The organism is Reella acinonychis (genome assembly GCF_052828705.1).
This window is the reverse complement of record NZ_CM128256.1, coordinates 1,558,989-1,584,624: the sequence shown is the minus strand read 5'-3', so window position 1 is coordinate 1,584,624 and position 25,636 is coordinate 1,558,989. Positions and strand designations below refer to the sequence as shown.

The window sequence follows — 25,636 nt, the reverse complement described above, 5'->3', positions numbered from 1 at the left end:
AAACTATGTTAGATCAAGAATTATTAGGCTTAACTCATGAGCAACAACAGGCTGCTGTGGAGAAAATCCAGCAGCTTAGTGAACAAGGTGTTCCCATTGGGCAAGCGATTAAAATGGTGGCAGATGAATTACGCCAACAATATCAGCAACAAAAATAAGCATTTTGCTTAATTGATTTGAGCAGATTACAATAATCCCATCTTGCAAAGATGAATGAATTTTTAGAGGGAAAAATGGATAAAAAATTAACCGCACTTCAAACAGAGAGCATTAGTTGCCAGATTGATGATGTGCGATTGACACAATATAGTCATGGGGCTGGTTGAGGCTGTAAAATTTCTCCTAAGGTGTTAGGGACAATTTTACAAACGCAATTAGAGCCTTTTATCGATCCGAATTTATTAGTGGGACATGATACTGCAGATGACGCGGCTGTATATGATATTGGCAACGGGGTTGGCATTATTAGTACCACAGATTTTTTTATGCCAATAGTTGATGACCCTTTTGATTTTGGCCGCATTGCAGCAACTAATTCTATTAGCGATATTTATGCGATGGGCGGGAAACCCATTATGGCAATTGCGATTTTAGGATTTCCAATAAAATCATTGCCTGCTGAAGTGGCGCAACAAATTATTGAAGGTGGTCGTTTTGCTTGCAGAGAAGCGGGTATCGCTTTAGCAGGTGGACATTCTATCGATGCACCAGAGCCTATTTTCGGTTTGGCTGTAACGGGCACAATTGCCACCGAAAAAGTGAAGAAAAATGCTTCTGCGCAAGCCGGTTGTTCTCTTTATTTAAGTAAACCCTTGGGTATTGGTATTTTAACGACGGCAGAAAAGAAAGGGAAATTATTGGCTGAACACAAAAATGTCGCCACTGAAGCCATGTGCCAACTCAATAAAATCGGCTCATTATTAGCTGATATTCCGGGTGTTGAAGCCATGACCGATGTAACAGGTTTTGGTTTGTTGGGGCATTTGATCGAAATGTGCGAGGGAGCTGATTTAAACGCGGAAATTCAATTTAGCCAAATTAAAACCCTTGAAGGCACATTGGATTATATTGAACAAGGTTGTATTCCAGGAGGAACAAGTCGTAATTTTGACAGCTATGGAACAAAGGTATCTGCTTTAACTGACGTGCAAAAAGCGATTTTATGTGATCCTCAAACCTCAGGAGGTTTACTTGTTGCGATTCAACCAGAAGGAGAAGCGCAAGCTTTACAAGCTGCACAACAACTCGGTATTGAATTAACAAAAATCGGACATTTATTTAAGGATCCAAAAAGCGCGGTGCAAATTTCTGTTGTTTCTTAATTTAAGCATAAAAAAACCGCTATCTAAATCAGATAGCGGCGAACTTTATAAAAAATTCTGAAAAAGACGACTGACATATAGAGAATCAAGATATGCAGTGCACTAGCAATTACTCAGACTCACAATTTTTCAAATAGTTCAGATTTTTTTCATATTTTGTAAAAAATTTTCAATTTGTTGTTCAATCCCTTCAGAATCAAGCTGTAATTCAGCTAGCATTTCTTGTTGTGTACCTTGCGGAATGAAGAAATCAGGCAAACCAAGCTGTAAAAGTGCGGTGGATTTTTGCAAACTATTTAAGGTTTCTGCAACAGCACTACCTGCACCACCTTGAATTGCATTTTCTTCTAAGGTAACAATGAGATTGTGTGATTGAGCTATTTCCTCAATGCGCGCGATATCCAATGGTTTCACAAAACGCATATCAATGACGGTTGCATTTAATTTATCTGCCACTTCTTTGGCGTAAGGCAATAGAGTACCAAAATTCAGGATGGCGATATTTTCGCCTTGACGAATTAATTTGGATTGACCAATCTTGAGCCGTTGTAATGGCTCAAGTTCTACGCCAATGGCATTACCTCTCGGATAACGAACCGCAGCTGGTTTTCCACAACGATAACCCGTATAGAGCATTTGGCGGCATTCATTTTCATCACTTGGCGTCATAATGATCATGTTTGGAATACAACGCATAAAACTGAGATCAAAAGCACCTTGGTGAGTTTGTCCATCAGCCCCTACAATGCCTGCTCGATCAATGGCAAACAACACTGGTAGGTTTTGAATGGCAACATCATGAATAAGCTGATCGTAAGCGCGTTGCAAAAAGGTTGAGTAAATAGCGACCACTGGTTTATAACCGCCAATAGCTAAGCCAGCTGCTAAGGTAACAGAATGTTGTTCAGCAATCGCAACATCGAAATATTGCTCAGGAAAACGCTCCGAAAACTCTACCATGCCAGAACCTTCTCGCATTGCAGGGGTGATACCAATGAGTTTGGGATCCTGTTCAGCCATTTCGCATAACCAATCGCCAAAAATTTTGGAATAAGTTGGTTTACTATTGGATTTAGGCAATTGATTACAAGTTGGATCGAATTTCGGTACGCCATGATAACCAACAGGATCTTCTTCCGCTGGTGCATAGCCTTTTCCTTTTTTAGTTCTAATATGTAAAAACTGCGGTCCTTTCAGTTCACGCATATTAGTGAGTGTTGCCACTAATTCTTCAATATTATGTCCATCAATAGGGCCAATATAGTTAAAACCTAAGGCTTCAAATAAGGTACTTTCAGGCGAGAACACCACACCTTTCATGTGTTCTTCGGTTTTTTTCATGAAATTCTTAATGGTCGGCACTTTATCCAGAATTTTTTTACTGCCATCTCTTACAGTGGAATAAAGTGAACCAGAGAAAATACGAGCTAGGTGGTTGTTTAAGGCGCCGACATTTTTAGAAATAGACATTTCGTTATCATTTAAGATAACCAGCATGTCTGTATGTAGTGCGCCTGCATGGTTTAAAGCTTCAAATGCCATGCCGGCTGTAATCGCGCCATCGCCAATCACACAAACGGTTTTACGCCCCGCATTTTCTTTTTCTGCTGCAATAGCAACACCTAAACCTGCACTAATTGAGGTGGATGAATGACCTACGCTTAATACATCAAATTCACTTTCTTCACGCCATGGAAAAGGATGAATTCCTCCTTTCTGACGAATAGAAGGCATTTGTTCACGACGACCGGTGAGAATTTTATGTGGATAGGCTTGATGACCCACATCCCAAATTAATTGATCAAAAGGCGTTTTATAAACATAGTGCAGTGCAACGGTGAGTTCAACACAGCCTAAGCCAGATGCGAGATGTCCGCTGCTTTGGCTAACGCTTTCGAGTAAATATTGTCTTAATTCATCGCAAACTTGAGGAAGTTCATCTTTAGTTAATGTGCGTAAATCATCTGGAGAGTCAATTTTTGAAAGTAGGCTGTAATTTGTCATAAGTTACGAATAATAAAATGATTTTTTAGCTAGGAGCCATTCTACTTTATTTTTCAAGGAATGTTAAAAATTTTTCCCAAAAATGAAGGGGGAGTGTCCCCCATTAATGATTGTTTGATTTGAAAAGTGCGGTTAATTTCGACGATGAATGATAAATTCCGCCAATGCTCTTAATGCACTGGTATCAAAGGGAATTTCATCTAAATTTTGCACCGCAGTTTGATAGAGTTCTAGCGTTTTTTGTTTTGCGCCATCAAGTCCGAGCAGTTTAGGATAGGTGCTTTTGTCTAAATCCAAATCAGAACCCACCGGTTTACCAATTTCTGCTTGGTTACCTTCAATATCTAAAATGTCATCTTGCACCTGAAACGCCAATCCAATTGCAGCAGAGTAGCGATTGAGTTTTTCCGCTAATTGATCATCCTCAAAATGAGGGGAGCAAATAAAGCCCATGGTCATTGCTGCCGATAATAATGCCCCTGTTTTGTTGCGGTGGATGGTTTCTAATTCAGGTAAGGAAACCTGTTTGTGTTCGGCAAGTAAGTCTAAACTTTGCCCTAAACACATGCCTTTTACACCCGAGGCTTGGCTTAATACTTGCACTAAACGCAACTTTTGTTGTGCGGAAAGTGCGGTGGATTTTGTGATAATTTCAAACGCAAAAGCTTGTAAGGCATCGCCAGCTAAAATTGCAGTAGCATGATCAAAGGCAATGTGGCAAGTAGGTTGACCACGACGGAGTTCGTCATTGTCCATGGCAGGTAAATCGTCATGAATTAACGAATAGGCATGGATACATTCAATTGCCGCTGCTGCATAATCAAGCTGTGACATTTCTGCCCCTAGCATACGTCCTGTAGCATAAACTAAAAATGGGCGGATTCGCTTTCCACCCAATAATAAACCATATTTCATAGCATCTGCCAAAGGCGATGAATGGCTATCAATATCAGCAAATTGCGTCAGCATAAAGTCGTTAATACGCTGTTGAATTTGTTGTAAATCTTGTTGAAATTGATACATATTTCACCGCACTTTTATTGTTCAGGCTCGTAATCTGCAAGCTCAGCTTGATCATTCTTCTGTAACAAAATTTGAATTCGTTGCTCTGCTTGTTGCAAACGTTGTTGTCCTAATTTTGCTAACTGAATCCCTTCTTCAAAGGCTTTTAACGCATCTTCAAGGGGCAAATCGCCACTTTCTAATTGCGTCACGACGGTTTCTAATTTGGCAACTGTCGTTTCAAAATCAAGATTTTCTGCTTTACGAGCCATGCTGTTATCCTTTGCTATTCAATAGGTTTGCGTATTTTACAATAATGTCTTGCCTTAGCCAATCACTTCAGGCAACCATCCTTGTTGAATTAAGAAAGGAACGATAACAATAAAGACACCAATCACTAAAGCAAGAATTAATGCAGTATAGCCACCTTTTACGCGATAAGGCAGTCTAGGCATAGTTGCACGCAATTTCCATACCATTGCGATAGGTAATACGATAGCGTAGAACGCAAACATTTGTCCTGCATAACCTAGTGCAGTAACGAAGCCTTTTGGATAGAAAAAGGCGAATAACATAGGAGGAATAAAGGTTAATAAGCCTAAAGAAATACGGTTAGTTGGAAGATGTATGCGTTTAAATAAATCTTCGATACTTTCTAATAAACCAAGGGCAACACCAAGGAACGAAGTAATCAATGCCAATGCCGAGAATAAACGTACCATACCACTGATCATATTGCTGCCTGTCATTTGGCGAACAGCTTCGGCTAAACCATTAAGTGTAGGATCTTTGGCTAAAATTTGTAGGAATTCTGTTTGGCTAAGCACACCATGGGTTGCTAGTTGCCATAAAATGTAAGCCACTAATGGAATAGCTGTACCAATTAAGATGGAAATACGAAGTGCTTTGACATTACCTTCTAAGTATTTATTCAGGCTTGGGATGGAACCATGAAAACCGAATGCGGTAAAGAAGATTGGGCTAGCGGAGATTAATAGCGCATTATCAATCGGCATTTCGGTCAGATTTTCTAAACGAATGTTAGGTAAGAGTAAAAACAATACCAAAATAAAGGCTGCGATTTTACTCATAAATAAAATGCGATTAGCGATATCGACACTACCTGTACCAATCACGACGAAAGTCCCGAAAACAACAGTAAAAATCACACCTGCGATACGAGAAGTAGTTTCGGCATCACCAATTGTTGGCATCACGCCTGCAAGGATTGCACTACCGCCAGAAACATAAGCGGACAAAATCGCATATAAGAATACCATTAGTACTGTGGTTGAAAGCACGCGCCCAAAGGTGCCGTAATATTTTTCTGCAAGGGTGCCAAGTCCAGCATCGCTGTCAACTGTTTGATACACCTCGACAAATAATAATGCACTGAACGCCAATAATGCCCATAATGCAATTAAAAGAACGACAGTAAAGCCGAAACCAATACCAGCGGAAGTTAATGGCATGGCTAACATTCCACCACCAATAGTTGTTCCCGCAACAATTAATGTACTACCTAATGTTTTATTTTTCATAAAAACTCCGTTTATAACAATAATGTGCGTACTTTATCATAAATAAAAATAAAATGTAACGTATTATTTCCTGTGTAAATTATATTTTACATTAAGTTCTATAGGGAGAGAAACTGGGATTTTTTCCGCTTAATGCGCAAAATTGCGGTATAATGCGCAAAATTTTTTTCTAATTGAGATAAATATGAAATTTATTATTAAACTTTTCCCTGAAATTATGATTAAAAGCGATACGGTTCGTAAGCGCTTTATTAAGATCTTAACGAGTAATATTCGTAATGTGTTGGATAAACATGATGATACGGTGGCAGTGGTGCGCCATTGGGACTACATTGAAGTGCGGTCAAAAAATGAAGAAAATCGACCGCACTTAATTGAATTATTACAGCGTATTCCGGGTATTCACCATTTTTTAGAAGTGGAAGAAACCGAATTTACCGATCTACATCATATTTTTGAGCAAACCTTAGAACGAGTAAAAGACAGTTTAGAAGGAAAAACCTTCTGCGTGAGAGCAAAGCGTAAAGGGCATCATAGTTTTAGTTCATTAGAAGTGGAACGCTATGTGGGCGGTGGCTTAAACCAACATATTGACAGCGCAAAAGTGAAATTAAAAAATCCTGATGTAACGGTGCGTATTGATATCGATCACGATAAGTTGCTTTTTATTAAACAACGTTATGAAGGCTTGGGCGGTTATCCAATTGGCACACAAGAAGATGTGTTGTCCTTAATTTCTGGTGGCTTTGACTCTGGTGTATCAAGCTATATGCTCATCCGTCGTGGTTCTCGCGTGCATTATTGCTTCTTTAATTTAGGGGGGGCAACCCATGAAATTGGTGTGAAGCAAATGGCGTATCATATTTGGCAACGTTATAGCCCTTCTCATAAAGTGCGTTTTATCGCCATTAATTTTGAACAGGTAGTGGGCGAAATTCTTGAAAAAGTAGATAACGGGCAAATGGGCGTGGTGCTCAAACGCATGATGGTGCGAGCGGCGAGTCTTATTGCACAACGTTTTGCTATTGAAGCTATTGTGACTGGCGAAGCGTTAGGACAAGTATCTAGTCAAACACTCACCAACTTACGCTTAATTGATGAGGCGGCAAGTGCTTTAGTTTTGCGTCCGTTAATTACTCATGATAAAGAGCAAATTATTGCGATGGCAAAAGAAATTGGCACTGATGATATTGCTAAATCTATGCCAGAATTTTGTGGCGTGATTTCTAAAAATCCAACGGTGAAAGCGATCAGAGAAAAAATTGAAACAGAAGAAGGCCATTTTGATTTTTCAATTTTAGAAAGTGCGGTGCAAAATGCACAAATTTTGGATATTCGTCAAATTGCAGAGCAAACAGAAAAAGAAGTGGTAACAGTAGATACTGTTTCTGTATTAGCTGAAAACGATGTGATTTTGGATATTCGCAGTCCAGAAGAAACGGAAGAAAATCCTTTGTTATTAGCGGACCGAGAAATTCAATTAATGCCGTTTTATAAATTAGCTTCACAATTTGCGAGTCTAGATCAAAGCAAAAATTATGTGTTGTACTGCGAACGTGGTGTGATGAGTAAATTACAGGCGCTATATTTAAAAGAAAATGGCTTTAATAATGTCACTGTATTTAAAATGAAAGCCTAGTTAATATTCAGAGGAAATAAAAAGTGCGGTAGAAAATACCGCACTTTTTTTATGAAGAAAATTATTTACGTTTTTTACCCGCTTGGCGTGCTTTAAAACGTGGGTTTTCTTTATTGATCACATAAATTACACCATGACGGCGTACCACTTTACAGCCAGGATGACGTGTTTTAGCACTTTTTAATGAAGCAAGAACTTGCATGGTTTGTTATCCTTTTATTTTGTTTTTAATGAACCAAATGATGAATAGCGTTGTGCGAAGTCGCTTGCTTTGCCTTCATTATTAATTTGACGTGTTTTACCTGTGTAGAATGGGTGTGAAGCTGAGGAAGTATCACACATAAACACTGGGTATTCGTTACCATCTTCCCATTTCATTGTTGAAGTTGTTCTTGCGCAAGAACGGATTAAAAAGCCTTGCTTTGCATTGCTATCATAAAATAGTACGGTACGATAATTTTCTGGATGAATCCCTTTTTTCATAAAATCCTCTTGTTATTTTTTAATGATAAATAAGTGGGTGAATTATACAAAAAGAAAGCGATTTGGCAAGTGTTATTTTTCAATAAAAAATAAGATTGGGATTTATTTGCTTGAAAAAAAGGCCTCAATAGGCTGATCTTCAAATAAAGGAATAGGTTTGAATGGCATTTTTTGTGGTTGTAATGTGAGAGGATAAGTGCGTTTTCGTGCAACAACAACGGTTAATGGTGCAGTACAACAATTGCCAATATGCTGTTTTTGTAAGATGTCAAAATTCAGTAATTCTAACCAATCGATAATTCGAAAAAGAAAAAATTTACGGAACATAAAAGAATCAGTCTTATCTTTGGCGAGGTTCTGTTTAAACAACAATGGACTGCAAGGATTAAATACAGATAAAAAAAGATAACCATCATCGGTGAGAATACGTTGGATTTCCCGTAAAAGTTGATGAGGATCTTGAACAAAATTTAAGGTATTTGCGAGAAGGCAAGCATCAATAGATTGTGATTCAAAAGGGATTTCATCTAGTGTATTTTGTAATAAATAGCCTTGATTTTGTTGAGAAAGTGCGGTGAGTTTTGACGTAATTTCTGGGCTAATAACGGTATGATAAGGTGCAGTCATCTGGCAATCTAATTCTGCGCTTAATCCGCCAATGCGAAGCAATTGTTGTCCTACAATCTTGTGTGCCCAACGGGAAAAATACGCACTCAGTATTGCACAATATTGTTGACCATGCTGTAATTGTTGCCAACTTGTTGGCAATTTAAGTGCTTGCTCAGACTTTGCTTGCCAGTTCATTTTATTTACCTAAAGAGAAAAAATCATGTTAGTACCTATTGCTGCACTTAATGATAACTATATTTGGGTTTACGGACGAGAAAATTTATCCGTAATTGTGATCGATGTACCAGAAATAAACCATTTATTGCCTTTTATTAAACAAAATGGCTATACCATTGAGGCATTATTATTGACTCACAACCACCGTGATCATGTGGGTGGCGTGGCAGATTTTAAGCTAGCTTTTCCTGATGTGGCGATTTATGGCCCTTCAGAATGTGCGGATGTGGGTGTTCATCATATTGTTAATGAAGGACAGATCCAGTTAGCAAATTATCACATTCAGGTTATTCCTACGGGTGGACATACTACGAATCATGTGAGTTATCTTGTAGATCAGCACTTATTTTGCGGCGATACGTTATTTTCAGCAGGCTGTGGACGTGTTTTTACGGGCGATTACGCACAAATGTTTGATTCTATTCAACGTTTAAATCAATTGCCCGATGAGGTTATTATATGCCCGGGACATGAATATACTTTATCTAACCTTGCTTTTGCTGAAACAGTGATAAAAGATAAAAGTGCGGTACAAAAACAACGAGTTTTAGTGGAAAAATTAAGGGCAAACCAGCAAGCCAGTTTGCCCACAACATTGGGTTTAGAGCGGCAAATCAATCCGTTTTTACAAGTAAAAACTTTGCAAGAATTCACCGCACTTCGTCAGGCTAAGGACCATTTTTAACGCTATTATTCCGCATAAAGTGCGTTGTAAAATTGATTTTCAAATTGCACAAGGGGCGCACGTTTGGTTTTGCTTTCCAGCTCTCCAGTTGAGTAACCATTAATAAATTGGACGAAAGCGATTTTCTCGCCTCGAGCATTGGTCATAAAGCCCGCTAAATTATAAACGCCTTTTAACGATCCTGTTTTGGCAATCACATTTTTTACTAATGGCGGTTGAATTAAACCGCCGCGTCCACTAATGGTGCCATCAACACCTGCAATAGGGAAGGTTTCTAATAAATTGAGTTTATCTTCATTTTTCGCAATATATTCTAAAGTTTGCAACAAAATGTTCGGATCCACTAAATTATGGCGGGATAAACCTGAGCCGTCAGCCACAATCGCATTATTAAATTTAATGCCAGCTTTGCTAAGCACTTGTTTCATTGCCATAGTGCCCAATTGGAAACTAGCCGGGCGTTTGTAGGTTTCGTAAGCAATGGTGCGGAATAAAGCATCGGCAATTTGGTTATCCGATTTTTTCATCATTTTTTTTAATAATTGTGGTAAGGGTTTGGATAAATGCTGAGCTAATAAAGTACCTGTTTGTTGCGGTCTATGTGGAATTTGAACCTGACCACTAAATTGAATGCCTAAACGTTTTAATTGGCGTTGAATAATGGCTGCCGCATAAGCATCAGGATCTTGCACCGCGAAACTTAAGCCAAAAGGTTTATTTTGGCGAGCCATACAACCTTTGATTTGATAGCGATTATTATCATGCACAACTGCATCAAGCTGACAATATGCCGCCTCTTTTGCATCCACCACTTTTACTTGCCCAAACACTTGAATAGGGAATTGGGATGGCACATTAAATTTCACATTTTCACCAATGGATAAATTGGCATCTAAATCCACATAAAAGCAGTTATTATCGATATTTGCAGCGGCTGGTGGCGAATTAAAGCACATGGTTAAATCATTCCAAATCCACCCTAAGCCGCGATCATGACTGGCAAAAATAGAGGTGTCTAAGATGAGATTGCCGTTAATTTTTTGAATATTTTGTTTTTTTAATTGAGCTAATAAGTTGTAGAGCTCTCCACTAGATAAATCAGGATCGCCAGTAAATTTAACTATTAAGTCACCATTTAATGTGGCATTTTGAATTTTTCCGTTGGTCAGTAAACTGGTGCGAAATTGGAATTGATCGCTAAGACTGAGTTTAGCAGCAAGTGCGGTAAATACTTTCTGCGTGCTGGCTGGCAACATAAAGGTATCGGCATTATAGCTTGCAATAATGTTATTTTGATTAAGATTTTTTGCCACAACACCTAAACTCGCGCCCTGTGGTAAATGTTGAGCAATTTGAGCAACATCCACTTGAGCAATAACATTAGCCGAAAATAAAAGACTGGAAAAAAGCCATTTTTTAGTAAGATTTAACATAGTAAATTGTGCTTAATAGTTGCTATTTTTTTTTAGACGAACAATAATAGATCCCGAATGAAATTGAGTAAATCAATTTCTTTATATTTACGATTTATTTTGCTAACTACGACATTGTTTTGCAATGCCGTAGTTTTGTTTTTATCTAAAAAGGATGATTATGAAACAAATTCCAATGACAGTTCGTGGCGCTGAGCTACTAAGAGAAGAATTGGATTTCTTAAAAAATACCCGCAGACCAGAGATTATTAAAGCAATTGCTGAAGCACGCGAACATGGTGATTTAAAAGAAAATGCAGAATATCATGCAGCTCGTGAGCAGCAAGGTTTTTGTGAAGGGCGTATTCAGGAAATCGAAGGTAAATTAGCCAATAGCCAAGTAATTGATGTCACCAAAATTCCAAATAATGGCAAAGTTATTTTCGGTGCTACCGTTGTGTTAGTAAATGTGGCAACGGAAGAAGAGGTAACTTATCGTATTGTGGGTGATGATGAAGCGGATATTAAATCGGGATTAATTTCAGTAAATTCACCGATTGCGCGCGGTTTAGTTGGTAAAGAAATTGACGATGCAGTGAGTATCACAACTCCAGGTGGCGTCGTTGAATTTGAAATTATTGAAGTGGATTATGTATAACAATTATCCCCTGCAAGCAGGGGATAATAAAAAGTGCGGTTAAAAATTCATTATTTTTTAGGGAGTGAAATTTTAGTTTCTTCACTTGGACGATAAAGCACTAAAATATGTCCAATGGCTTGCACTGACGCAGCACCCGTTTCTCTGCAAATTGCATCGATGATTAATTGTTTAGTTTCACGATCTGAACCTGCAATTTTTACTTTAATTAATTCGTGGTGGTTGAGTGCGTTATCAATTTCAGCTAACACACCTTCAGTTAAGCCGTTTCCGCCGAGCATAACAACGGGATTTAAATGATGTGCTAATCCCTTTAAAAATTGTTTTTGTTTAGTTGATAATGTAATTGACATAAATAATCCTAAAAAAGTCATGTAATTTGTCATGAAATTGCTGACAAATGGTTGAATTGCATAATTCTAACCTCATATTAAGAAAAATGCCAAAAGTTTATAACAATGGGAAGAAAAAGATCGGCAAGTTCAAGCCGTTGGTTAAATGAACATTTTAAAGATCAATTTGTGCAAAAAGCACATAAACAAAAGCTGCGTTCTCGTGCTTATTTCAAATTAGATGAAATTCAACAAACAGATAAGTTGTTTAAGCATGGAATGACTGTGGTCGATTTAGGCGCTGCGCCAGGCGGTTGGTCACAATATGTGGTTACGCAAATTGGTGGTAAAGGACGAGTGATTGCTTGTGATATTTTAGAAATGGACCCTATTGTTGGGGTTGATTTCTTGCAAGGCGATTTTCGTGATGAAAATGTGTTGGCTGCATTATTAGAACGTGTTGGTGAAGAGAAAGTGGATGTGGTGATGTCGGATATGGCACCAAATTTTAGTGGTATGCCATCTGTTGATATTCCACGAGCGATGTATCTTGTTGAACTTGCGTTAGATATGTGTAAACAAGTACTTGCACCAAAAGGCAGTTTTGTGGTCAAAGTATTCCAGGGAGAAGGATTTGATGAATATTTGCGTGAAATTCGTTCTCTGTTTAGCGTAGTGAAAGTGCGTAAACCCGAAGCATCTCGTGATCGTTCACGAGAGGTTTATATTGTCGCTACTGGTTATAAGCATTAAATGAATTATTGTTTTTATAAACGATGAGTTTATAGTAAGCTAGTAACAATTTATTAACTTTTTAAATAACGAGGTCAACCCTTGAAAGATATGGTGAAAAATATTGCCCTATGGGTAGTTGTTGCGGTTGTAATGATAACAGCCTATCAAGGTTTCAATTCTTCTGATTCAGGCAATCGTATTGACTATACGACATTTATGACAGATGTTGAAAACCAACAAATTTCTCAAACCAAATTTAATGAAATTGGTGAGATTTTTGTGACGAAGAAAGATGGAACACGTTATACAACCGTTCTACCAACACCATTAGAAGATCGTCAGATTTTAAATGACTTATTGAAACAAAAAGTCAAAGTGGAAGGGGCATTACCAGAACAACGTGGTCTTTTATCACAGATTTTAATTTCTTGGTTCCCAATGCTATTTTTAGTGGGTGTTTGGATTTTCTTTATGCGTCAAATGCAAGGTGGTGGCGGTAAAGCGATGAGCTTTGGTAAAAGCCGCGCTAAAATGTTGACCAAAGAGCAAATCAATACCACATTTGCCGATGTTGCAGGCTGCGATGAAGCAAAAGAAGAAGTCGCGGAAATTGTTGATTTCTTACGTGACCCTAGCAAATTCCAAAAACTAGGTGGGAAAATTCCTAAAGGCGTATTAATGGTTGGGCCTCCAGGTACGGGTAAAACCTTGATTGCTAAGGCAATTGCTGGTGAAGCAAAAGTACCATTTTTTACTATTTCAGGATCTGATTTCGTAGAAATGTTTGTGGGGGTTGGTGCTTCTCGTGTACGTGATATGTTTGAACAAGCGAAGAAAAATGCACCTTGCTTAATTTTTATTGATGAAATTGATGCTGTTGGTCGCCAACGTGGCGCGGGTTTAGGTGGTGGTCATGATGAACGTGAACAAACCCTCAACCAAATGCTCGTTGAAATGGATGGTTTTGAAGGCAAAGAAGGCATTATCGTTATTGCCGCTACAAACCGACCAGATGTATTAGACCCTGCACTTGTGCGTCCAGGACGTTTTGACCGTCAAGTTACTGTTGGTTTACCTGATGTTCGTGGTCGTGAACAAATCTTAAAAGTGCATATGCGTAAAGTTCCTTTAGCAGAGGATGTGGATGCCATGACTCTAGCTCGTGGAACTCCTGGTTATTCTGGTGCAGACTTAGCGAATTTAGTCAATGAAGCGGCATTATTTGCTGCGCGTACTAATAAACGTGTTGTGAGTATGCTTGAGTTTGAAAAAGCGAAAGATAAGATCAATATGGGACCTGAGCGTCGTACTATGATCATGACAGAAAAAGAAAAAGAAGCCACTGCCTATCATGAGGCAGGACATGCTATTGTGGCTTATTTAGTACCAGAACATGATCCTGTGCATAAAGTCACTATCATTCCACGTGGTCGGGCATTAGGTGTGACCTTCTATTTACCAAAAGGTGATCAAGTGAGTTTCAGCCAAAAACAATTGGAAAGTAGACTTTCTAGTCTTTATGCTGGTCGTTTAGCAGAAGAACTGATTTATGGTGAAGAAAACATTTCTACTGGTGCTTCCAATGATATTAAAGTGGCAACAAATATTGCGCGTAATATGGTTACCCAATGGGGATTCTCTGAAAATCTAGGGCCAATTCTTTATACAGAAGATGAAGGCGAAGTCTTCTTAGGTCGTTCAATGGCAAAAGCTAAACATATGTCTGATGAAACGGCTCATACGATTGATGAAGAAGTGCGTGCAATAGTGGCGCGTAACTACGAACGAGCAAGACAAATTTTGCTTGATAATATGGATATTTTACATGCAATGAAAGATGCATTAATGAAATATGAAACCATAGAAGAAGAGCAAATTAAGCAGTTGATGAATAGAGAAACAGTCACTGCACCTGCTGGTTGGCAAGAGCAAGAAATTGCTACCCCTGAAGTACCACCAACAAAAAGTGCGGTGGAAAAACCAGCATTTTTAGATGAAGATAAAGAATAACTATTATTCAATACTATTTTAGGACGCCATTGGCGTCCTTATTTTTTAGCTATGCCATATGAAATATATTGCTTAAACATAAAATATGTATAATAGGTTTATTCTTTTCAGACATAGTCATTTTTATCCATATTGATATGCAGAGCGAACAATTTCAAAATATCTTAGCATTATCCGCTAAGGCTGAAAGCCTGACTGAGCAACTTACGGTGTTACAAGCTTATGATCGCTTTATTCAAAATTATCCAGACAGTGCTGCTGCTTACCAAAATCGCTCCGATTTATTGCAAAAACTCGGTTTATATCAGCTTGCATGGCAAGACGCAGAAAAAGTGACAGAACTTGCTCCCGATTTTGCTCTTGGACATTGCAACAAAGCCTTTTTACTTAATTTATTTGGTCATTATGAGCAGGGATGGGCTGAGTATGAATGGCGATTTAAAACAGATATTCCCACTTTTAAGGATCCGGGTTGGCCAATTTCTCGTTGGCAAGGTGAAACAATAGAACAGGGGAAATTATTGTTGATTCATGCTGAACAGGGACTAGGGGATAATATTCAGTTTGTCCGTTTGGCTATTTTAGCAAAGCAACGTGGCCTGCCTGTTGTTGTGGTTAATCATTCTCCTGTAGAAAATTTGCTCAATCACAATTTGGCGTTACATGATGTAGATTATGCTTCCAATGGAAGTGCTATTGCCGATCTTGCTTGTTATTGTTCAATGATGAGCTTGCCACATTACCTTGATTTACGACTCGATAATATTCCTTTTTCTGACGGTTATCTACAAGCAGAACCCCTGTTCTTTGCTAAATGGCAAGAAAAATTGAGAAGTGGTAGCAAGCGAACACGCCTTAAAATCGGTGTAGTTTGGTCTGGATCTGCAAAGCATAATCGTAATAAAACTCGTAGTTTACAGTTTGCACAGTTTAGTCAATTATTTGGTTTGGACGCCGATTTTCATTGCCTACAAAAAGAAGTGAGTGAGGTGGATTTAGCTTGTTCACAAGGAATTGACAATCTTCATTTTTGGCATAATGAAATCAATGATTTTTCTGATACGGCGGGTTTAGTAGCACAGATGGATCTTGTGATTAGTGTTGATACATCTGTAGCACATTTAGCTGCAGCAATGGGTAAACCAACTTGGATTATGATTAGTTATCATCCAGATTTTCGTTGGTTATTAAATCGAAATGATAGTCCATGGTATCGTAGTGTGCAGCTTTTTCGCCAAGATAACGATCAAAATTGGTTGAAGGTTGTGCAAAATATCTATAAACAGCTTGAGAAAGAAATTGGATTAATACAAAGTAGCTGATAAGTACTGCAAAATTTCGTTATAATTGACCGCACTTTTTATCTTTGGAGCCTAATATGACAGCTCAAATGCTTTATGCAAATGGCAAAAAACTTGATATAACCATCCCTCAAATAATGGGGATTCTTAATTTTACCCCTGATTCCTTTTCTGATAGTGGGCAATTTTTTCAATTAGATAAAGCCTTATTTCAAGTAGAAAAAATGTTAGCAGCAGGCGCGGCCATTATTGATATTGGTGGAGAGTCGACCCGTCCAAATGCGGAGGAAGTAAGTCTTGATGAAGAGCTAAATCGCGTTGTTCCTGTGGTTGAGGCTGTTCATCAACGTTTTGATTGCTGGATTTCTGTAGATAGTTCAAAAGCATTGGTAATGAAAGAAGCCGCGAAAGCAGGGATGGATATGATTAATGATATCCGCGCATTACAAGAACCTGATGCTTTGCAAACTGCGGCGAAATTGGATTTACCAACTTGCATTATGCATATGCAAGGGCAGCCGCGTACTATGCAAACCAATCCACATTATCAAGATGTGGTGCAAGATGTGATGGAATTTCTGCAAAAACGCACCGCACTTTGTCTGCAAGCTGGGATGAAAAAAGAAAATATTATTTGGGATGTGGGTTTTGGTTTTGGTAAAAGTGTTGAACATAATTATCAGCTATTGCAGCAACTATCCAAATTTTGTGAGCAATATCCAGTGTTAGCTGGGCTTTCTCGTAAATCGATGTTAGGCGCTGTCTTGGATAAACCTGTCGGACAACGTATAATTGGCAGCGTAGCTGGCGCATTAATTGCAGCAATGAATGGCGCAAAAATTATTCGTGTGCATGATGTTGAAGAAACGGCAGATGCGTTTAAAATACTCAATGCAACCTATTATAGATAACAACAAAAGGATTCTTTATGGCAAATCGTAAATATTTTGGCACCGATGGTGTGCGTGGCAAAGTGGGGACTTTCCCAATTACACCTGATTTCGCGCTTAAATTAGGCTGGGCTGCGGGTAAAGTATTAGCAACTCAAGGCTCTAAAAAAGTATTAATTGGTAAAGATACGCGTATTTCAGGCTATATGTTAGAGTCAGCGTTAGAAGCTGGCTTAACAGCAGCAGGCTTATCAGCAGTTTTCGTTGGTCCCATGCCTACGCCAGCAGTAGCTTATTTAACCCGTACTTTCCGCGCTGAAGCAGGAGTGGTGATTTCTGCTTCCCATAATCCTTATGATGATAATGGTATTAAATTTTTCTCTTCACAAGGCACCAAATTACCCGATGATGTAGAAGAAGCCATTGAAGCTATGTTAGATCAGCCAATTGATTGTGTGGAATCTGCTGAGCTAGGTAAGGCGAGTCGTATTAATGATGCAGCAGGGCGTTATATTGAATTTTGTAAGGGAACATTCCCAACCCATTTGAGCTTAGAAGGTTATAAAATTGTGGTCGATTGCGCTCATGGTGCGACTTATCATATTGCGCCGAGTGTTATGCGTGAGCTCGGTGCTGAAGTGATTGAAATCGGTACCGAACCGAATGGTCTTAATATTAATGAGCAATGTGGCGCAACAGATGTAAAAGCCTTACAAGCTAAAGTACTAGAAACTGGTGCGGATATTGGACTTGCTTATGATGGCGATGGTGACCGCATTATGATGGTGGATCATTTAGGTAATAAAGTCGATGGTGACCAAATTCTATTTATTATTGCACGTGAAGCATTGCGTTCTGGTAATTTAGAGGGCGGTGTTGTCGGTACTTTAATGAGTAATATGAGCCTTGAAATTGCACTAAAACAGTTGGGTATTCCATTCTTGCGTGCAAATGTGGGCGACCGCTATGTACTAGAAAAAATGCAAGAGAATAATTGGAAATTCGGTGGTGAGAATTCAGGGCATATTATTATTGCGGATAAAAACACCACAGGGGACGGTATTATTGCTTCATTAGCTGTATTAACTGCGATGGTTCAACATAAATTGAGCTTAAATGAACTGGCTGGTGCAGTGAAATTATTCCCTCAAGTGCTATTGAATGTTCGTTTTGCTGGTGGTGCAAATCCATTAGAGAGTGAAGCAGTGAAAGCTGTTGCTGCAGAGGTAGAAAAACGCTTAATTGGCAAAGGGCGCATTTTGTTACGTAAATCGGGAACAGAACCATTAATTCGCGTCATGGTGGAATGTGAAGATGGTGATTTAGCTCAGAAATGTGCGGAAGAAATCGTTGAAGCGGTAAAAGCAAATTAAATAGCATGCAATAAATAAAGTTCGGTGGATTTTTATGAAGTTTTAAAACTCAATGAAAATTCACCGCACTTTTTCTTAGTAACTAAAATCCACCTTCTATGCAGGTGGATTTTTATATTAATTAACCGGTGTTACGCATACCTGCGGCGATCCCTGTAATCGTAATCATTAATGCTTGTTCCAAATCAGGATTTGGATTATCAGGTTGCTGACGAATACGACGTAATAGTTCAACTTGCAATAAGTTGAGCGGGTCAGTATAAACATTGCGCAATGCGATGGATTCTGCAATCCAAGGTAAATCAGACATTAATTGATGCCCTTTGCCTGAAAGCTCCAGTACAGTTTTGATATCTGCACTTAATTGTTCACGTAAGGATTGACCTAAATGCCAAAGCTCTTTTTTCACTAAGAATTGATCATAATGTTCAGATAACCAAGCGTCTGTTTTACTGAATACCATTTCCAACATACCAATTCTTGTATTAAAGAATGGCCAATGTTGACACATTTCTTCTAAGGTTGCTCGTTCATTTTGTTCAATCACCTGTTGTAAAGCAGCCCCAGCACCTAGCCATGCAGGTAACATAAGACGGTTTTGCATCCAAGCAAAGATCCAAGGGATTGCGCGTAAACTTTCAACGCCACCGTTTGGATTACGTTTTGCGGGACGAGATCCTAAAGGTAATTTACCTAATTCTTGCTCAGGCGTTGCGCTGCGGAAGTAAGGTACGAAATCAGGGTTGCCACGTACAACTGAACGGTAGATTTCACAAGATGAGGCGGAGAGTTTGTCCATAATATCTCGCCATTTTGCTTTTGGTTCAGGTGGTGGTAATAAATTCGCTTCTAAAATAGCACTTGCGTAGAGATCGAGCGTTTCAATCGCCACTGCAGGTAAACCTAATTTGAAGCGGATCATTTCGCCTTGTTCAGTTACACGTAAACCATTTTTCAATGAACGAGGTGGTTGGGATAATAAAGCCGCATGTGCTGGTGCACCGCCACGACCAATTGTGCCACCGCGACCATGGAATAAGGTCAATTCAACACCTAATTGTTCACAGAGATTAACCAGGCTTTCTTGTGCACGATATTGTGCCCAAGAAGCAGCGATCATGCCGGCATCTTTCGCACTGTCAGAATAGCCGATCATAACCATTTGTTTATTATTGATGACGCCGCGATACCAACCGATATTAAATAGTTGTCTCATTACTTCTTCTGAAGCGTTTAAGTCATCCAAGGTTTCAAACAGAGGAACAACAGGTAAGTGATAAGGGACTCCAGCTTCTTTTAATAATAAATGAACACCTAATACATCAGATGCGGTACGCGCCATTGAAATAATATAGCAAGAGATAACACCTTCTGGTTGTTCAGCAATCACGCGACAAGTGTCTAATATTTCTTTGGTTGTATCAGAAGGTGTCCAATCACGAGGTAATAATGGGCGGCGAGAGCTTAATTCACGAATTAAAAATGCCTGTTTATCATCTTCCGTCCAATGTGAATAATCGCCTAAACCAATGTAGCGTGTGATTTCTGCAATTGCATCGGTATGGCGCGTGCTTTCTTGACGAATATCTAAATGTAATAAGGTCACGCCAAAGCAAGTAACACGACGCAAACAATCCAACAATAAACCATTGGCAATAATGCGCATGCCACAAGTTGTCAAAGATTGATAACTATCATTTAACGGTTCCCACAATTGCTCATTACAAGTAATAATGTCTTGTTCATTGTAAATAGGTTTACGACCCGCTAATAAATCATTGTGGTAGGCAAGGGTATTGGTTAATTTTGTACGTAATTCCTTCATTACCATACGATATGGCTCAAGGTGATCGCCATATTTCGCACGATATTCTTCCGTACATTGTGCAATAGATAATTCACTGACGAGTTCTTGAATATCCGCTAAAAATAAGTCCGCCGCTTTCCAACGAGCTAAGTAGAGCACTTCTTGCGTGATTTTGGCAGTAACAAATGGGTTTCCGTCGCGATCGCCTCCCATCCATGAGGAAAAACGAAGTGGGATTAAATCGACTGGCAATTCATAGCCTAAATAGGTTTTGGCATTATCATTTAATTGACGGAGAAACGCGGGTACTGCTTGCCATAAACTATTTTCAATAACAGCAAATCCCCATTTGGCTTCTTCAAATGGTGTTGGACGTTGAGTACGAATTTCATTGGTGTGCCACGCTTGCGCGATAAGTTGTAATAAACGACGTTCAATACTTTTACGTTCTGCATCAGTTAAATCATCATGTTCTAATTTGCTTAAACATTTGTTGATTTCCACCTGTTTATGCACTAAAGAACGACGAGTAACCTCTGTTGGATGAGCAGTGAGCACTAATTCAATTAGTAACTTCTCAATTGTTTTAATTACTTTCTCTTTTGGTACATCTTGTTCTTTGAGGCGTTTAAATAATGACTCAATTGAACGAGAAGAAGACACTTCATCATGATGATGGCGCGAAATAGTTTGATATTGTTCCGCAACATTGGTGAGGTTTAAAAATTGGCTAAAAGCACGAGCAACAGGAATGATATTTTCTGTCGTAATTGTCGAAAGAAGATCTAATAATTCTTGTCTCGCTTTATCATCGCCTGAACGAGAGTCACGAGATAATACACGAATTTTCTCGATTAACTCGAGAATATCACTTCCTTGTGCTTCATTAATTGTTTCGCCTAAAAAATGCCCTAACATATTGATGTTATTACGCATTATTGAATACTCTTCAGTCATAAAAATACTCTCTTAAAAATTAAAAATAATGATATAGATATAACGAAAAAAATAAGTGAAATCAAATTTAATGGAAAAATTTATGTATTAGATCAATAAATGTAAATCTGTTTTATATTTTGTTTTAGTATTTCACTTTTTTATTAGAATATTTCTAATTTTGTTAGCTGTTTTGAATTGGCGTGCTGATTTATGAAGAAGGGAGATTGTCAAAAGTGCGGTGGAATTCACCGCACTTTTAGGACAAATTAATTTAATTTTTTGACAGATTTACGGATGACTAATTCTGGATAGGTATCAATCACTTTACGTTCCGTTGATTTAATTTGTATGCGTTCAAATAATAAGCTAATTGCTTGCTGTCCTAAGCGCGATTTAGATTGATGAATGGTTGTGAGTGGTGGTGCATAAAAACGCGAAGCATGGATATTATCATAACCAATGATAGAAATATCTTCAGGCACATTTAAGCCTCGTTCGATGATTGCAGAAATTGCACCCAAAGCCATTACATCGTTACAACAGAAAATGGCACTCGGTATTTTTTCTTGATTGAGAATTTTATTCATACATTCGTAACCATCTTCAGGCTCGAAGAAACCTTCTTGAATCCAATCAGGATTGATATGGAGATTGGCTTCTTTCATTGCTTGTTCGAAACCTTGATAACGATTTTTTGAAATGGTTTTGCATAATTCACCTGCAATAATGCCAATTTCTTTATGCCCATTTTCAATAAGGTGTTTTGTGGCCAAATATCCACCAATCAGGCTGTTGTCTTGAATACGGTCATTATTTTCACTGGCGATCCCCCAGTCCATAATCACCATAGGTACATCATTGAAATTATTAAAGAATTCTAAACTGTCTTGTGCATATTCTGAACACATAATAAGAATGCCATCAACGCGTTTTTTAGCGAGCATTTCTAAGTGATTTTTAATTTTTTCAGGATCATTCTGCGTATTACATAAAAAAAGAGAATAGCCTTGTTTATAGCAATGTTCTTCCACTGCATGAATGATTTCTGCGAAATAAGGGGATTCACTGGTTGTAACAATCATGCCAATGGATTTTGTCGTATTTACTTTTAAGCTACGTGCGACCGCACTCGGCGAATAATTTAGTTGTTGGATTGCATTTAATACAGATTGCTTGGTTTCTTCAGCGACGTGTCTTGTTTTATTTATAACATGGGAAACAGTAGTGGTGGATACACCTGCCATCTTCGCCACATCTTTAATTGTTGCCATAATTCTCTCCTAATTCGTTTTGGCTATTATAGTTTGAAATGCCTGAAAAATGTATGAAAAAATCTATGGGAATAGTAGAACCTTAAGCAATTTTCTCCATTGAGTGAATTATTTGTTAACAGTTATATATTTAAGTGATGACATTATAAACTATTTATAAAAACTCTATCTATAAATGCTACATTGACAGTGATATTGAGTGAAGATTAGAATTTTTAACACATTCCGACCCTAAACCTTTATAGGAGATTGATATGACTATCTATGTATCTAATATATCTGAATTACAAACTGCTTTGTCTTCATCTGACAAAGAAATTGTATTAAAGCACTCAATTATTATTCCTAATGAATTGCACTTGCCAAATGGTTTCTCTCTAAACGCAGATCCAGCTGATCACATCCTTATTGGTTTTGGTAATGGTGGTGGTTTAAAACTAACGGGAAATAATACGGTTAGCAATATTGCTATTCAAACAACGCCCACTGAACGAGCAATTTATATTGATTCCTCCGAAGTCGATTTAGGCAAAATTGCTTTAGAAAATTTGACGGTTACAGGTCAAGTTCAGCTCTTATTAAGAAGACCTAATAGCAAACTCGATCTCTACGTGAATAATTTAGATATTGTTGCCAGTGATAGCCGTAACCGTTCAGAGAAACCTTTAAAATACGGTGTGGTAGTTCATCAGGGTGCATTCACTTTGTATAACTACAATAGCGATAAAGATAGTTTAGTGACTGCAACAATCGAAAATATCCGTATTGGTCGTAAAAATGCTCCTGTGTTAGGAAGTGGTGTCTTTATTGGTGGGTTTAACGATGATGGCGGTAAAGTTATTGTTGAAAAATTAGTCACCGATGAAATTTACTCTAATGGAATGATTCCTTTCGGTCAACCAAATATTATTACTGGTGGTATCTTTATTTTATCAGGCGCTCATGCGAAAGAAATTGATAGCAAAGGCACAGTAACGACCTATGGTGTAAACGATATGGTGCTTGATGTATGGGGCAGCGTTGATAACTGGGTATGTCATAAAGAAATTACCTCTTACGGTACCAGTGGCATTGGCTTTGTGAATTTTGGTATCGTCAAAAATTTTGATGCAAAAGCACCAATTAGAACCTTCGGTAGCGGTGCTCGCGCATTCAACCAATATGATGGTACGATTGAAAGAGCGCGATTCCACAGTTTAACCACTTTTGGCGATGGTTCTATCGGTATCCAAGTAAGTAAGCCTGTGGGAACAATTCACATCAAGCATGACATTCAAACAAATGGTTCTGTTGGTGAATCTTTAGTGAAAGGACAAATTATGACTCTCGCTGCGACAGGGTTAAGTATCCAAGAAGGCGGTGAGATCCAGTCTTTAGTTGTTGGTGGTAACATTGAAACAAAAGGCGATAAAGTGACCACTTTAGAAATCAATAAAGGTAAACTTCTCAAATGCCAAATTGATGGAACAATCCAAGCTCTTGGCGAAAATGCAAAAACCTTAAATGTGACAGCAGAAAGCCTTGATAAGAAAATCCTAACGGAATTAGAAAGCAAAATTGCTTAATGAATCACATACAAAAAAGACCGCATTTGCGGTCTTTTTTTACATCATTATTTTAAAGTGCGGTGCATTTTTGCCTAAATTCGTTGCATTAATCTATTGAAATAACCCATTGGTTTGTTTACTAATTGTTGGAAAGAACCTTGTTCTACAATGCAAGCATTATCAACCACAACAATTTGATCAAATTGTTCTATTGCAGTTAAGCGATGTGTAACCATAATTAAGGTTTTGTCATGGCAATGTTGAAGAATTAATTCAATCACTTGGCGTTCTGTTTCGCGATCTAAACCTTCTGTAGGTTCATCCAGTAATAAAATTGGTGCATCGTTTAATAAAATACGCGCTAATCCTAAACGGCGTTGTTCTCCTCCTGATAATGGGCGACCGCCATCACCTAACCATTGCTCTAATCCTTGCTCCAATAAGGAAGATAAGCCTACCGCATGAAGTACTTCAACCATTTTTTCATCGGTAATTTGTTGTGCGTTCGCAATTTGTAAATTATTGCGTAAGGTATCGCTAAAAACATGCACACGTTGGGTTAAGAAACAAAATTGTTCACGTAAACAGGCTTCAGTATAATCTGCGAGCAAATGTTGTCCTAACCAAATATGCCCCTCATTAGCATCATAATTTCTTACTAATAATTGTAATAATGTAGATTTTCCACTCCCAGTTTTGCCTAAAATCGCGGTTTTAGAACCTGTAGGAATTTGCATATTGATCTGTTTTAATGCAATTTCTTCTCGTTGAGGATAATAAAAACTGACATTTTCAATATTGAGTAAAATAGCCGATTTTTGCACCGCACTTTGTTGCCCATTGAACTGCACTAAAGGCGATTGTTCTGTAATTTCTGTTACGCGCTCAGCACTGGCAACTACTTGTCCAATGTGAAGGAAAGCAGCGCCTAATGGCATCAGAATTTCAAAGGCAGCAAGGGTAGCGGTGGTAAATAACGCGATAAAGGCAAAGCGATAGGTATCAGAACCAAAGTCCATTTCTGAGGCAAGCCATAGGGTTAGCACCACTAATAATCCATTGGAAAATAAAGAAAGTGCGGTGGATAATCCGGATAAATTGCTTTCCCGCTGTTGATAATCTTGCCACTGTTGTTCCGTTGTATTCAGTTGTTGCTTTAACTTCGCTTCCGCATCAAATAATAATAATTCTGCCTGCGCTTGAATAAACTCAATAAATTGAACGCGGTATGCTGAACGGGATTGGGTTAATTTCACACCAAATTGTTTGCCCAAATGGTAAAAAATGGTAGGAATGATTAACAGCAAAATGAATAAGATTGCACCAATTAATAGGGCTAGTGACACATTAAATAAACTCAAACCGATAGTCATAAATAGAATGACCACAATCGCGCTGATAAAAGGCGCGATGAGGCGTAAATAAAGGCTATCTAATGTATCAATATCGGCCACTAAACGGTTGAGTAAATCGCTGTTACGATAGCGATTTAATACGGCTGGCGAAAGCGGAATGATTTTACTGAAAACCTGCACGCGTAGTTTGGCAAGTACACGAAAAGTCGCGTCATGGGTCACTAATTTTTCAAAATAGCGCGCTGCCGTTCGACCAATGGCTAATCCTCGCACGCTAGCGGACGGATAGAAAAAGTTAAATAGCGTACCTGCTCCAGCAATCGCAGTGGCAGCAAGAAACCAGCCTGATACACTTAATAATCCAATGCTGGCAGCCAATCCAGTAATCATTAACACTAAGCCTAAAAATAATGGCCATTTATTGTGTTTGAATAAGGGTAAAAAAGGGAGTAGTGAACGCATATTTTTATATTTTCCAAAACAG

Annotated in this window: 23 protein-coding genes; 11 read left to right on the top strand and 12 right to left on the bottom strand. The window is 38.4% G+C overall.

From position 1 onward, the window contains the following. The first annotated feature begins 5 nt into the window (after positions 1-5). Positions 6-158, top strand: coding sequence for a YoaH family protein (locus ACUXZ4_RS07815; RefSeq protein ID WP_464972649.1), 153 nt, complete (start codon positions 6-8; stop codon positions 156-158). A gap of 75 nt (positions 159-233) precedes the next feature. Continuing rightward, positions 234-1,322 (top strand): selenide, water dikinase SelD, encoded by a 1,089-nt coding sequence (gene selD, locus ACUXZ4_RS07810; RefSeq protein ID WP_464972648.1) that lies wholly within the window; start codon positions 234-236, stop codon positions 1,320-1,322. A 138-nt stretch (positions 1,323-1,460) separates the two neighbouring features. Here selD and dxs read toward each other — a convergent pair whose 3' ends face one another. The 4 genes from dxs to ACUXZ4_RS07790 all read right to left on the bottom strand — a co-directional run bounded on the left by dxs (position 1,461) and on the right by ACUXZ4_RS07790 (position 5,869). Then, positions 1,461-3,326 (bottom strand): 1-deoxy-D-xylulose-5-phosphate synthase, encoded by a 1,866-nt coding sequence (gene dxs, locus ACUXZ4_RS07805; protein WP_464972647.1) that lies wholly within the window; start codon positions 3,324-3,326, stop codon positions 1,461-1,463. Between the two features lie 132 nt (positions 3,327-3,458). Next, a complete protein-coding gene (gene ispA, locus ACUXZ4_RS07800; RefSeq protein ID WP_464972646.1) occupies positions 3,459-4,349 on the bottom strand; it encodes a (2E,6E)-farnesyl diphosphate synthase in 891 nt (296 codons plus the stop codon). Between the two features lie 14 nt (positions 4,350-4,363). Then, positions 4,364-4,600 (bottom strand): exodeoxyribonuclease VII small subunit, encoded by a 237-nt coding sequence (gene xseB, locus ACUXZ4_RS07795; RefSeq protein WP_464972645.1) that lies wholly within the window; start codon positions 4,598-4,600, stop codon positions 4,364-4,366. 54 nt (positions 4,601-4,654) lie between these two features. Beyond that, on the bottom strand, positions 4,655-5,869 hold the full coding sequence (locus ACUXZ4_RS07790; RefSeq protein ID WP_464972644.1) for an aromatic amino acid transport family protein: 1,215 nt from the start codon (positions 5,867-5,869) through the stop codon (positions 4,655-4,657). A 184-nt stretch (positions 5,870-6,053) separates the two neighbouring features. On the opposite strand from ACUXZ4_RS07790, the gene thiI reads away from it, so the two are divergent. Further along, the gene (gene thiI, locus ACUXZ4_RS07785; RefSeq protein WP_464972643.1) at positions 6,054-7,508 is read left to right on the top strand and encodes a tRNA uracil 4-sulfurtransferase ThiI; all 1,455 of its coding nucleotides are present in this window, start codon (positions 6,054-6,056) and stop codon (positions 7,506-7,508) included. A gap of 61 nt (positions 7,509-7,569) precedes the next feature. Here thiI and ykgO read toward each other — a convergent pair whose 3' ends face one another. From ykgO to ACUXZ4_RS07770, 3 genes are all read right to left on the bottom strand, one after another. Continuing rightward, positions 7,570-7,710, bottom strand: a complete 141-nt coding sequence (gene ykgO / locus ACUXZ4_RS07780) for a type B 50S ribosomal protein L36 (RefSeq protein ID WP_464972642.1) — start codon at positions 7,708-7,710, stop codon at positions 7,570-7,572. A 14-nt stretch (positions 7,711-7,724) separates the two neighbouring features. Continuing rightward, complete coding sequence (locus ACUXZ4_RS07775; protein ID WP_464972641.1) at positions 7,725-7,991, bottom strand: type B 50S ribosomal protein L31; 267 nt, start codon at positions 7,989-7,991, stop codon at positions 7,725-7,727. A 102-nt stretch (positions 7,992-8,093) separates the two neighbouring features. Beyond that, a complete protein-coding gene (locus ACUXZ4_RS07770; protein ID WP_464972640.1) occupies positions 8,094-8,795 on the bottom strand; it encodes a class I SAM-dependent methyltransferase in 702 nt (233 codons plus the stop codon). Between the two features lie 25 nt (positions 8,796-8,820). Here ACUXZ4_RS07770 and gloB point away from each other — a divergent pair, with 25 nt between their 5' ends. Further along, complete coding sequence (gene gloB, locus ACUXZ4_RS07765; protein ID WP_464972639.1) at positions 8,821-9,522, top strand: hydroxyacylglutathione hydrolase; 702 nt, start codon at positions 8,821-8,823, stop codon at positions 9,520-9,522. A gap of 5 nt (positions 9,523-9,527) precedes the next feature. Here the strand turns inward: gloB and dacB are convergent, their stop codons facing one another. Continuing rightward, complete coding sequence (gene dacB, locus ACUXZ4_RS07760) at positions 9,528-10,955, bottom strand: serine-type D-Ala-D-Ala carboxypeptidase (RefSeq protein WP_464972638.1); 1,428 nt, start codon at positions 10,953-10,955, stop codon at positions 9,528-9,530. A 160-nt stretch (positions 10,956-11,115) separates the two neighbouring features. Here dacB and greA point away from each other — a divergent pair, with 160 nt between their 5' ends. Beyond that, positions 11,116-11,592 (top strand): transcription elongation factor GreA, encoded by a 477-nt coding sequence (gene greA / locus ACUXZ4_RS07755; RefSeq protein ID WP_464972637.1) that lies wholly within the window; start codon positions 11,116-11,118, stop codon positions 11,590-11,592. A 50-nt stretch (positions 11,593-11,642) separates the two neighbouring features. Here greA and yhbY read toward each other — a convergent pair whose 3' ends face one another. Then, positions 11,643-11,945, bottom strand: a complete 303-nt coding sequence (gene yhbY / locus ACUXZ4_RS07750) for a ribosome assembly RNA-binding protein YhbY (RefSeq protein ID WP_464972636.1) — start codon at positions 11,943-11,945, stop codon at positions 11,643-11,645. Positions 11,946-12,050: 105 nt separating this feature from the next. On the opposite strand from yhbY, the gene rlmE reads away from it, so the two are divergent. From rlmE to glmM, 5 genes are all read left to right on the top strand, one after another. Then, complete coding sequence (gene rlmE, locus ACUXZ4_RS07745; protein ID WP_464972635.1) at positions 12,051-12,677, top strand: 23S rRNA (uridine(2552)-2'-O)-methyltransferase RlmE; 627 nt, start codon at positions 12,051-12,053, stop codon at positions 12,675-12,677. Positions 12,678-12,767: 90 nt separating this feature from the next. Continuing rightward, positions 12,768-14,669 (top strand): ATP-dependent zinc metalloprotease FtsH, encoded by a 1,902-nt coding sequence (gene ftsH, locus ACUXZ4_RS07740; protein ID WP_464972634.1) that lies wholly within the window; start codon positions 12,768-12,770, stop codon positions 14,667-14,669. A 137-nt stretch (positions 14,670-14,806) separates the two neighbouring features. Continuing rightward, a complete protein-coding gene (locus tag ACUXZ4_RS07735; protein WP_464972633.1) occupies positions 14,807-15,991 on the top strand; it encodes a glycosyltransferase family 9 protein in 1,185 nt (394 codons plus the stop codon). 56 nt (positions 15,992-16,047) lie between these two features. Continuing rightward, positions 16,048-16,881 (top strand): dihydropteroate synthase, encoded by an 834-nt coding sequence (gene folP, locus ACUXZ4_RS07730; RefSeq protein WP_464972632.1) that lies wholly within the window; start codon positions 16,048-16,050, stop codon positions 16,879-16,881. A gap of 17 nt (positions 16,882-16,898) precedes the next feature. Then, entirely contained in the window at positions 16,899-18,233 is a 1,335-nt protein-coding gene (gene glmM, locus ACUXZ4_RS07725; protein ID WP_464972631.1) for a phosphoglucosamine mutase, read from the top strand. Between the two features lie 121 nt (positions 18,234-18,354). Here the strand turns inward: glmM and ppc are convergent, their stop codons facing one another. Both ppc and purR read right to left on the bottom strand, forming a co-directional pair. Then, entirely contained in the window at positions 18,355-20,997 is a 2,643-nt protein-coding gene (gene ppc / locus ACUXZ4_RS07720) for a phosphoenolpyruvate carboxylase (RefSeq protein WP_464972630.1), read from the bottom strand. A 248-nt stretch (positions 20,998-21,245) separates the two neighbouring features. Next, positions 21,246-22,250 (bottom strand): HTH-type transcriptional repressor PurR, encoded by a 1,005-nt coding sequence (gene purR / locus ACUXZ4_RS07715; RefSeq protein WP_464972629.1) that lies wholly within the window; start codon positions 22,248-22,250, stop codon positions 21,246-21,248. 254 nt (positions 22,251-22,504) lie between these two features. Here purR and ACUXZ4_RS07710 point away from each other — a divergent pair, with 254 nt between their 5' ends. Beyond that, a complete protein-coding gene (locus ACUXZ4_RS07710) occupies positions 22,505-23,815 on the top strand; it encodes a hypothetical protein (RefSeq protein WP_464972628.1) in 1,311 nt (436 codons plus the stop codon). Between the two features lie 74 nt (positions 23,816-23,889). Here ACUXZ4_RS07710 and cydC read toward each other — a convergent pair whose 3' ends face one another. Further along, positions 23,890-25,614 (bottom strand): heme ABC transporter ATP-binding protein/permease CydC, encoded by a 1,725-nt coding sequence (gene cydC / locus ACUXZ4_RS07705; protein WP_464972627.1) that lies wholly within the window; start codon positions 25,612-25,614, stop codon positions 23,890-23,892. Positions 25,615-25,636: the final 22 nt, after the last annotated feature.

Coding starts and splice junctions, on each gene's coding strand:
- glmM (WP_464972631.1), top strand. CDS start 16,899: ATGGCAAATCGTAAATATTTTGGCACCGATGGTGTGCGTGGCAAAGTG.
- gloB (WP_464972639.1), top strand. CDS start 8,821: ATGTTAGTACCTATTGCTGCACTTAATGATAACTATATTTGGGTTTAC.
- folP (WP_464972632.1), top strand. CDS start 16,048: ATGACAGCTCAAATGCTTTATGCAAATGGCAAAAAACTTGATATAACC.
- cydC (WP_464972627.1), bottom strand. CDS start 25,614: ATGCGTTCACTACTCCCTTTTTTACCCTTATTCAAACACAATAAATGG.
- purR (WP_464972629.1), bottom strand. CDS start 22,250: ATGGCAACAATTAAAGATGTGGCGAAGATGGCAGGTGTATCCACCACT.
- ACUXZ4_RS07770 (WP_464972640.1), bottom strand. CDS start 8,795: ATGAACTGGCAAGCAAAGTCTGAGCAAGCACTTAAATTGCCAACAAGT.
- ACUXZ4_RS07735 (WP_464972633.1), top strand. CDS start 14,807: ATGCAGAGCGAACAATTTCAAAATATCTTAGCATTATCCGCTAAGGCT.
- xseB (WP_464972645.1), bottom strand. CDS start 4,600: ATGGCTCGTAAAGCAGAAAATCTTGATTTTGAAACGACAGTTGCCAAA.
- ftsH (WP_464972634.1), top strand. CDS start 12,768: ATGGTGAAAAATATTGCCCTATGGGTAGTTGTTGCGGTTGTAATGATA.
- ppc (WP_464972630.1), bottom strand. CDS start 20,997: ATGACTGAAGAGTATTCAATAATGCGTAATAACATCAATATGTTAGGG.
- ACUXZ4_RS07710 (WP_464972628.1), top strand. CDS start 22,505: ATGACTATCTATGTATCTAATATATCTGAATTACAAACTGCTTTGTCT.
- ACUXZ4_RS07790 (WP_464972644.1), bottom strand. CDS start 5,869: ATGAAAAATAAAACATTAGGTAGTACATTAATTGTTGCGGGAACAACT.
- ykgO (WP_464972642.1), bottom strand. CDS start 7,710: ATGCAAGTTCTTGCTTCATTAAAAAGTGCTAAAACACGTCATCCTGGC.
- rlmE (WP_464972635.1), top strand. CDS start 12,051: ATGGGAAGAAAAAGATCGGCAAGTTCAAGCCGTTGGTTAAATGAACAT.
- ACUXZ4_RS07815 (WP_464972649.1), top strand. CDS start 6: ATGTTAGATCAAGAATTATTAGGCTTAACTCATGAGCAACAACAGGCT.
- ispA (WP_464972646.1), bottom strand. CDS start 4,349: ATGTATCAATTTCAACAAGATTTACAACAAATTCAACAGCGTATTAAC.
- greA (WP_464972637.1), top strand. CDS start 11,116: ATGAAACAAATTCCAATGACAGTTCGTGGCGCTGAGCTACTAAGAGAA.
- thiI (WP_464972643.1), top strand. CDS start 6,054: ATGAAATTTATTATTAAACTTTTCCCTGAAATTATGATTAAAAGCGAT.
- dxs (WP_464972647.1), bottom strand. CDS start 3,326: ATGACAAATTACAGCCTACTTTCAAAAATTGACTCTCCAGATGATTTA.
- ACUXZ4_RS07775 (WP_464972641.1), bottom strand. CDS start 7,991: ATGAAAAAAGGGATTCATCCAGAAAATTATCGTACCGTACTATTTTAT.
- yhbY (WP_464972636.1), bottom strand. CDS start 11,945: ATGTCAATTACATTATCAACTAAACAAAAACAATTTTTAAAGGGATTA.
- dacB (WP_464972638.1), bottom strand. CDS start 10,955: ATGTTAAATCTTACTAAAAAATGGCTTTTTTCCAGTCTTTTATTTTCG.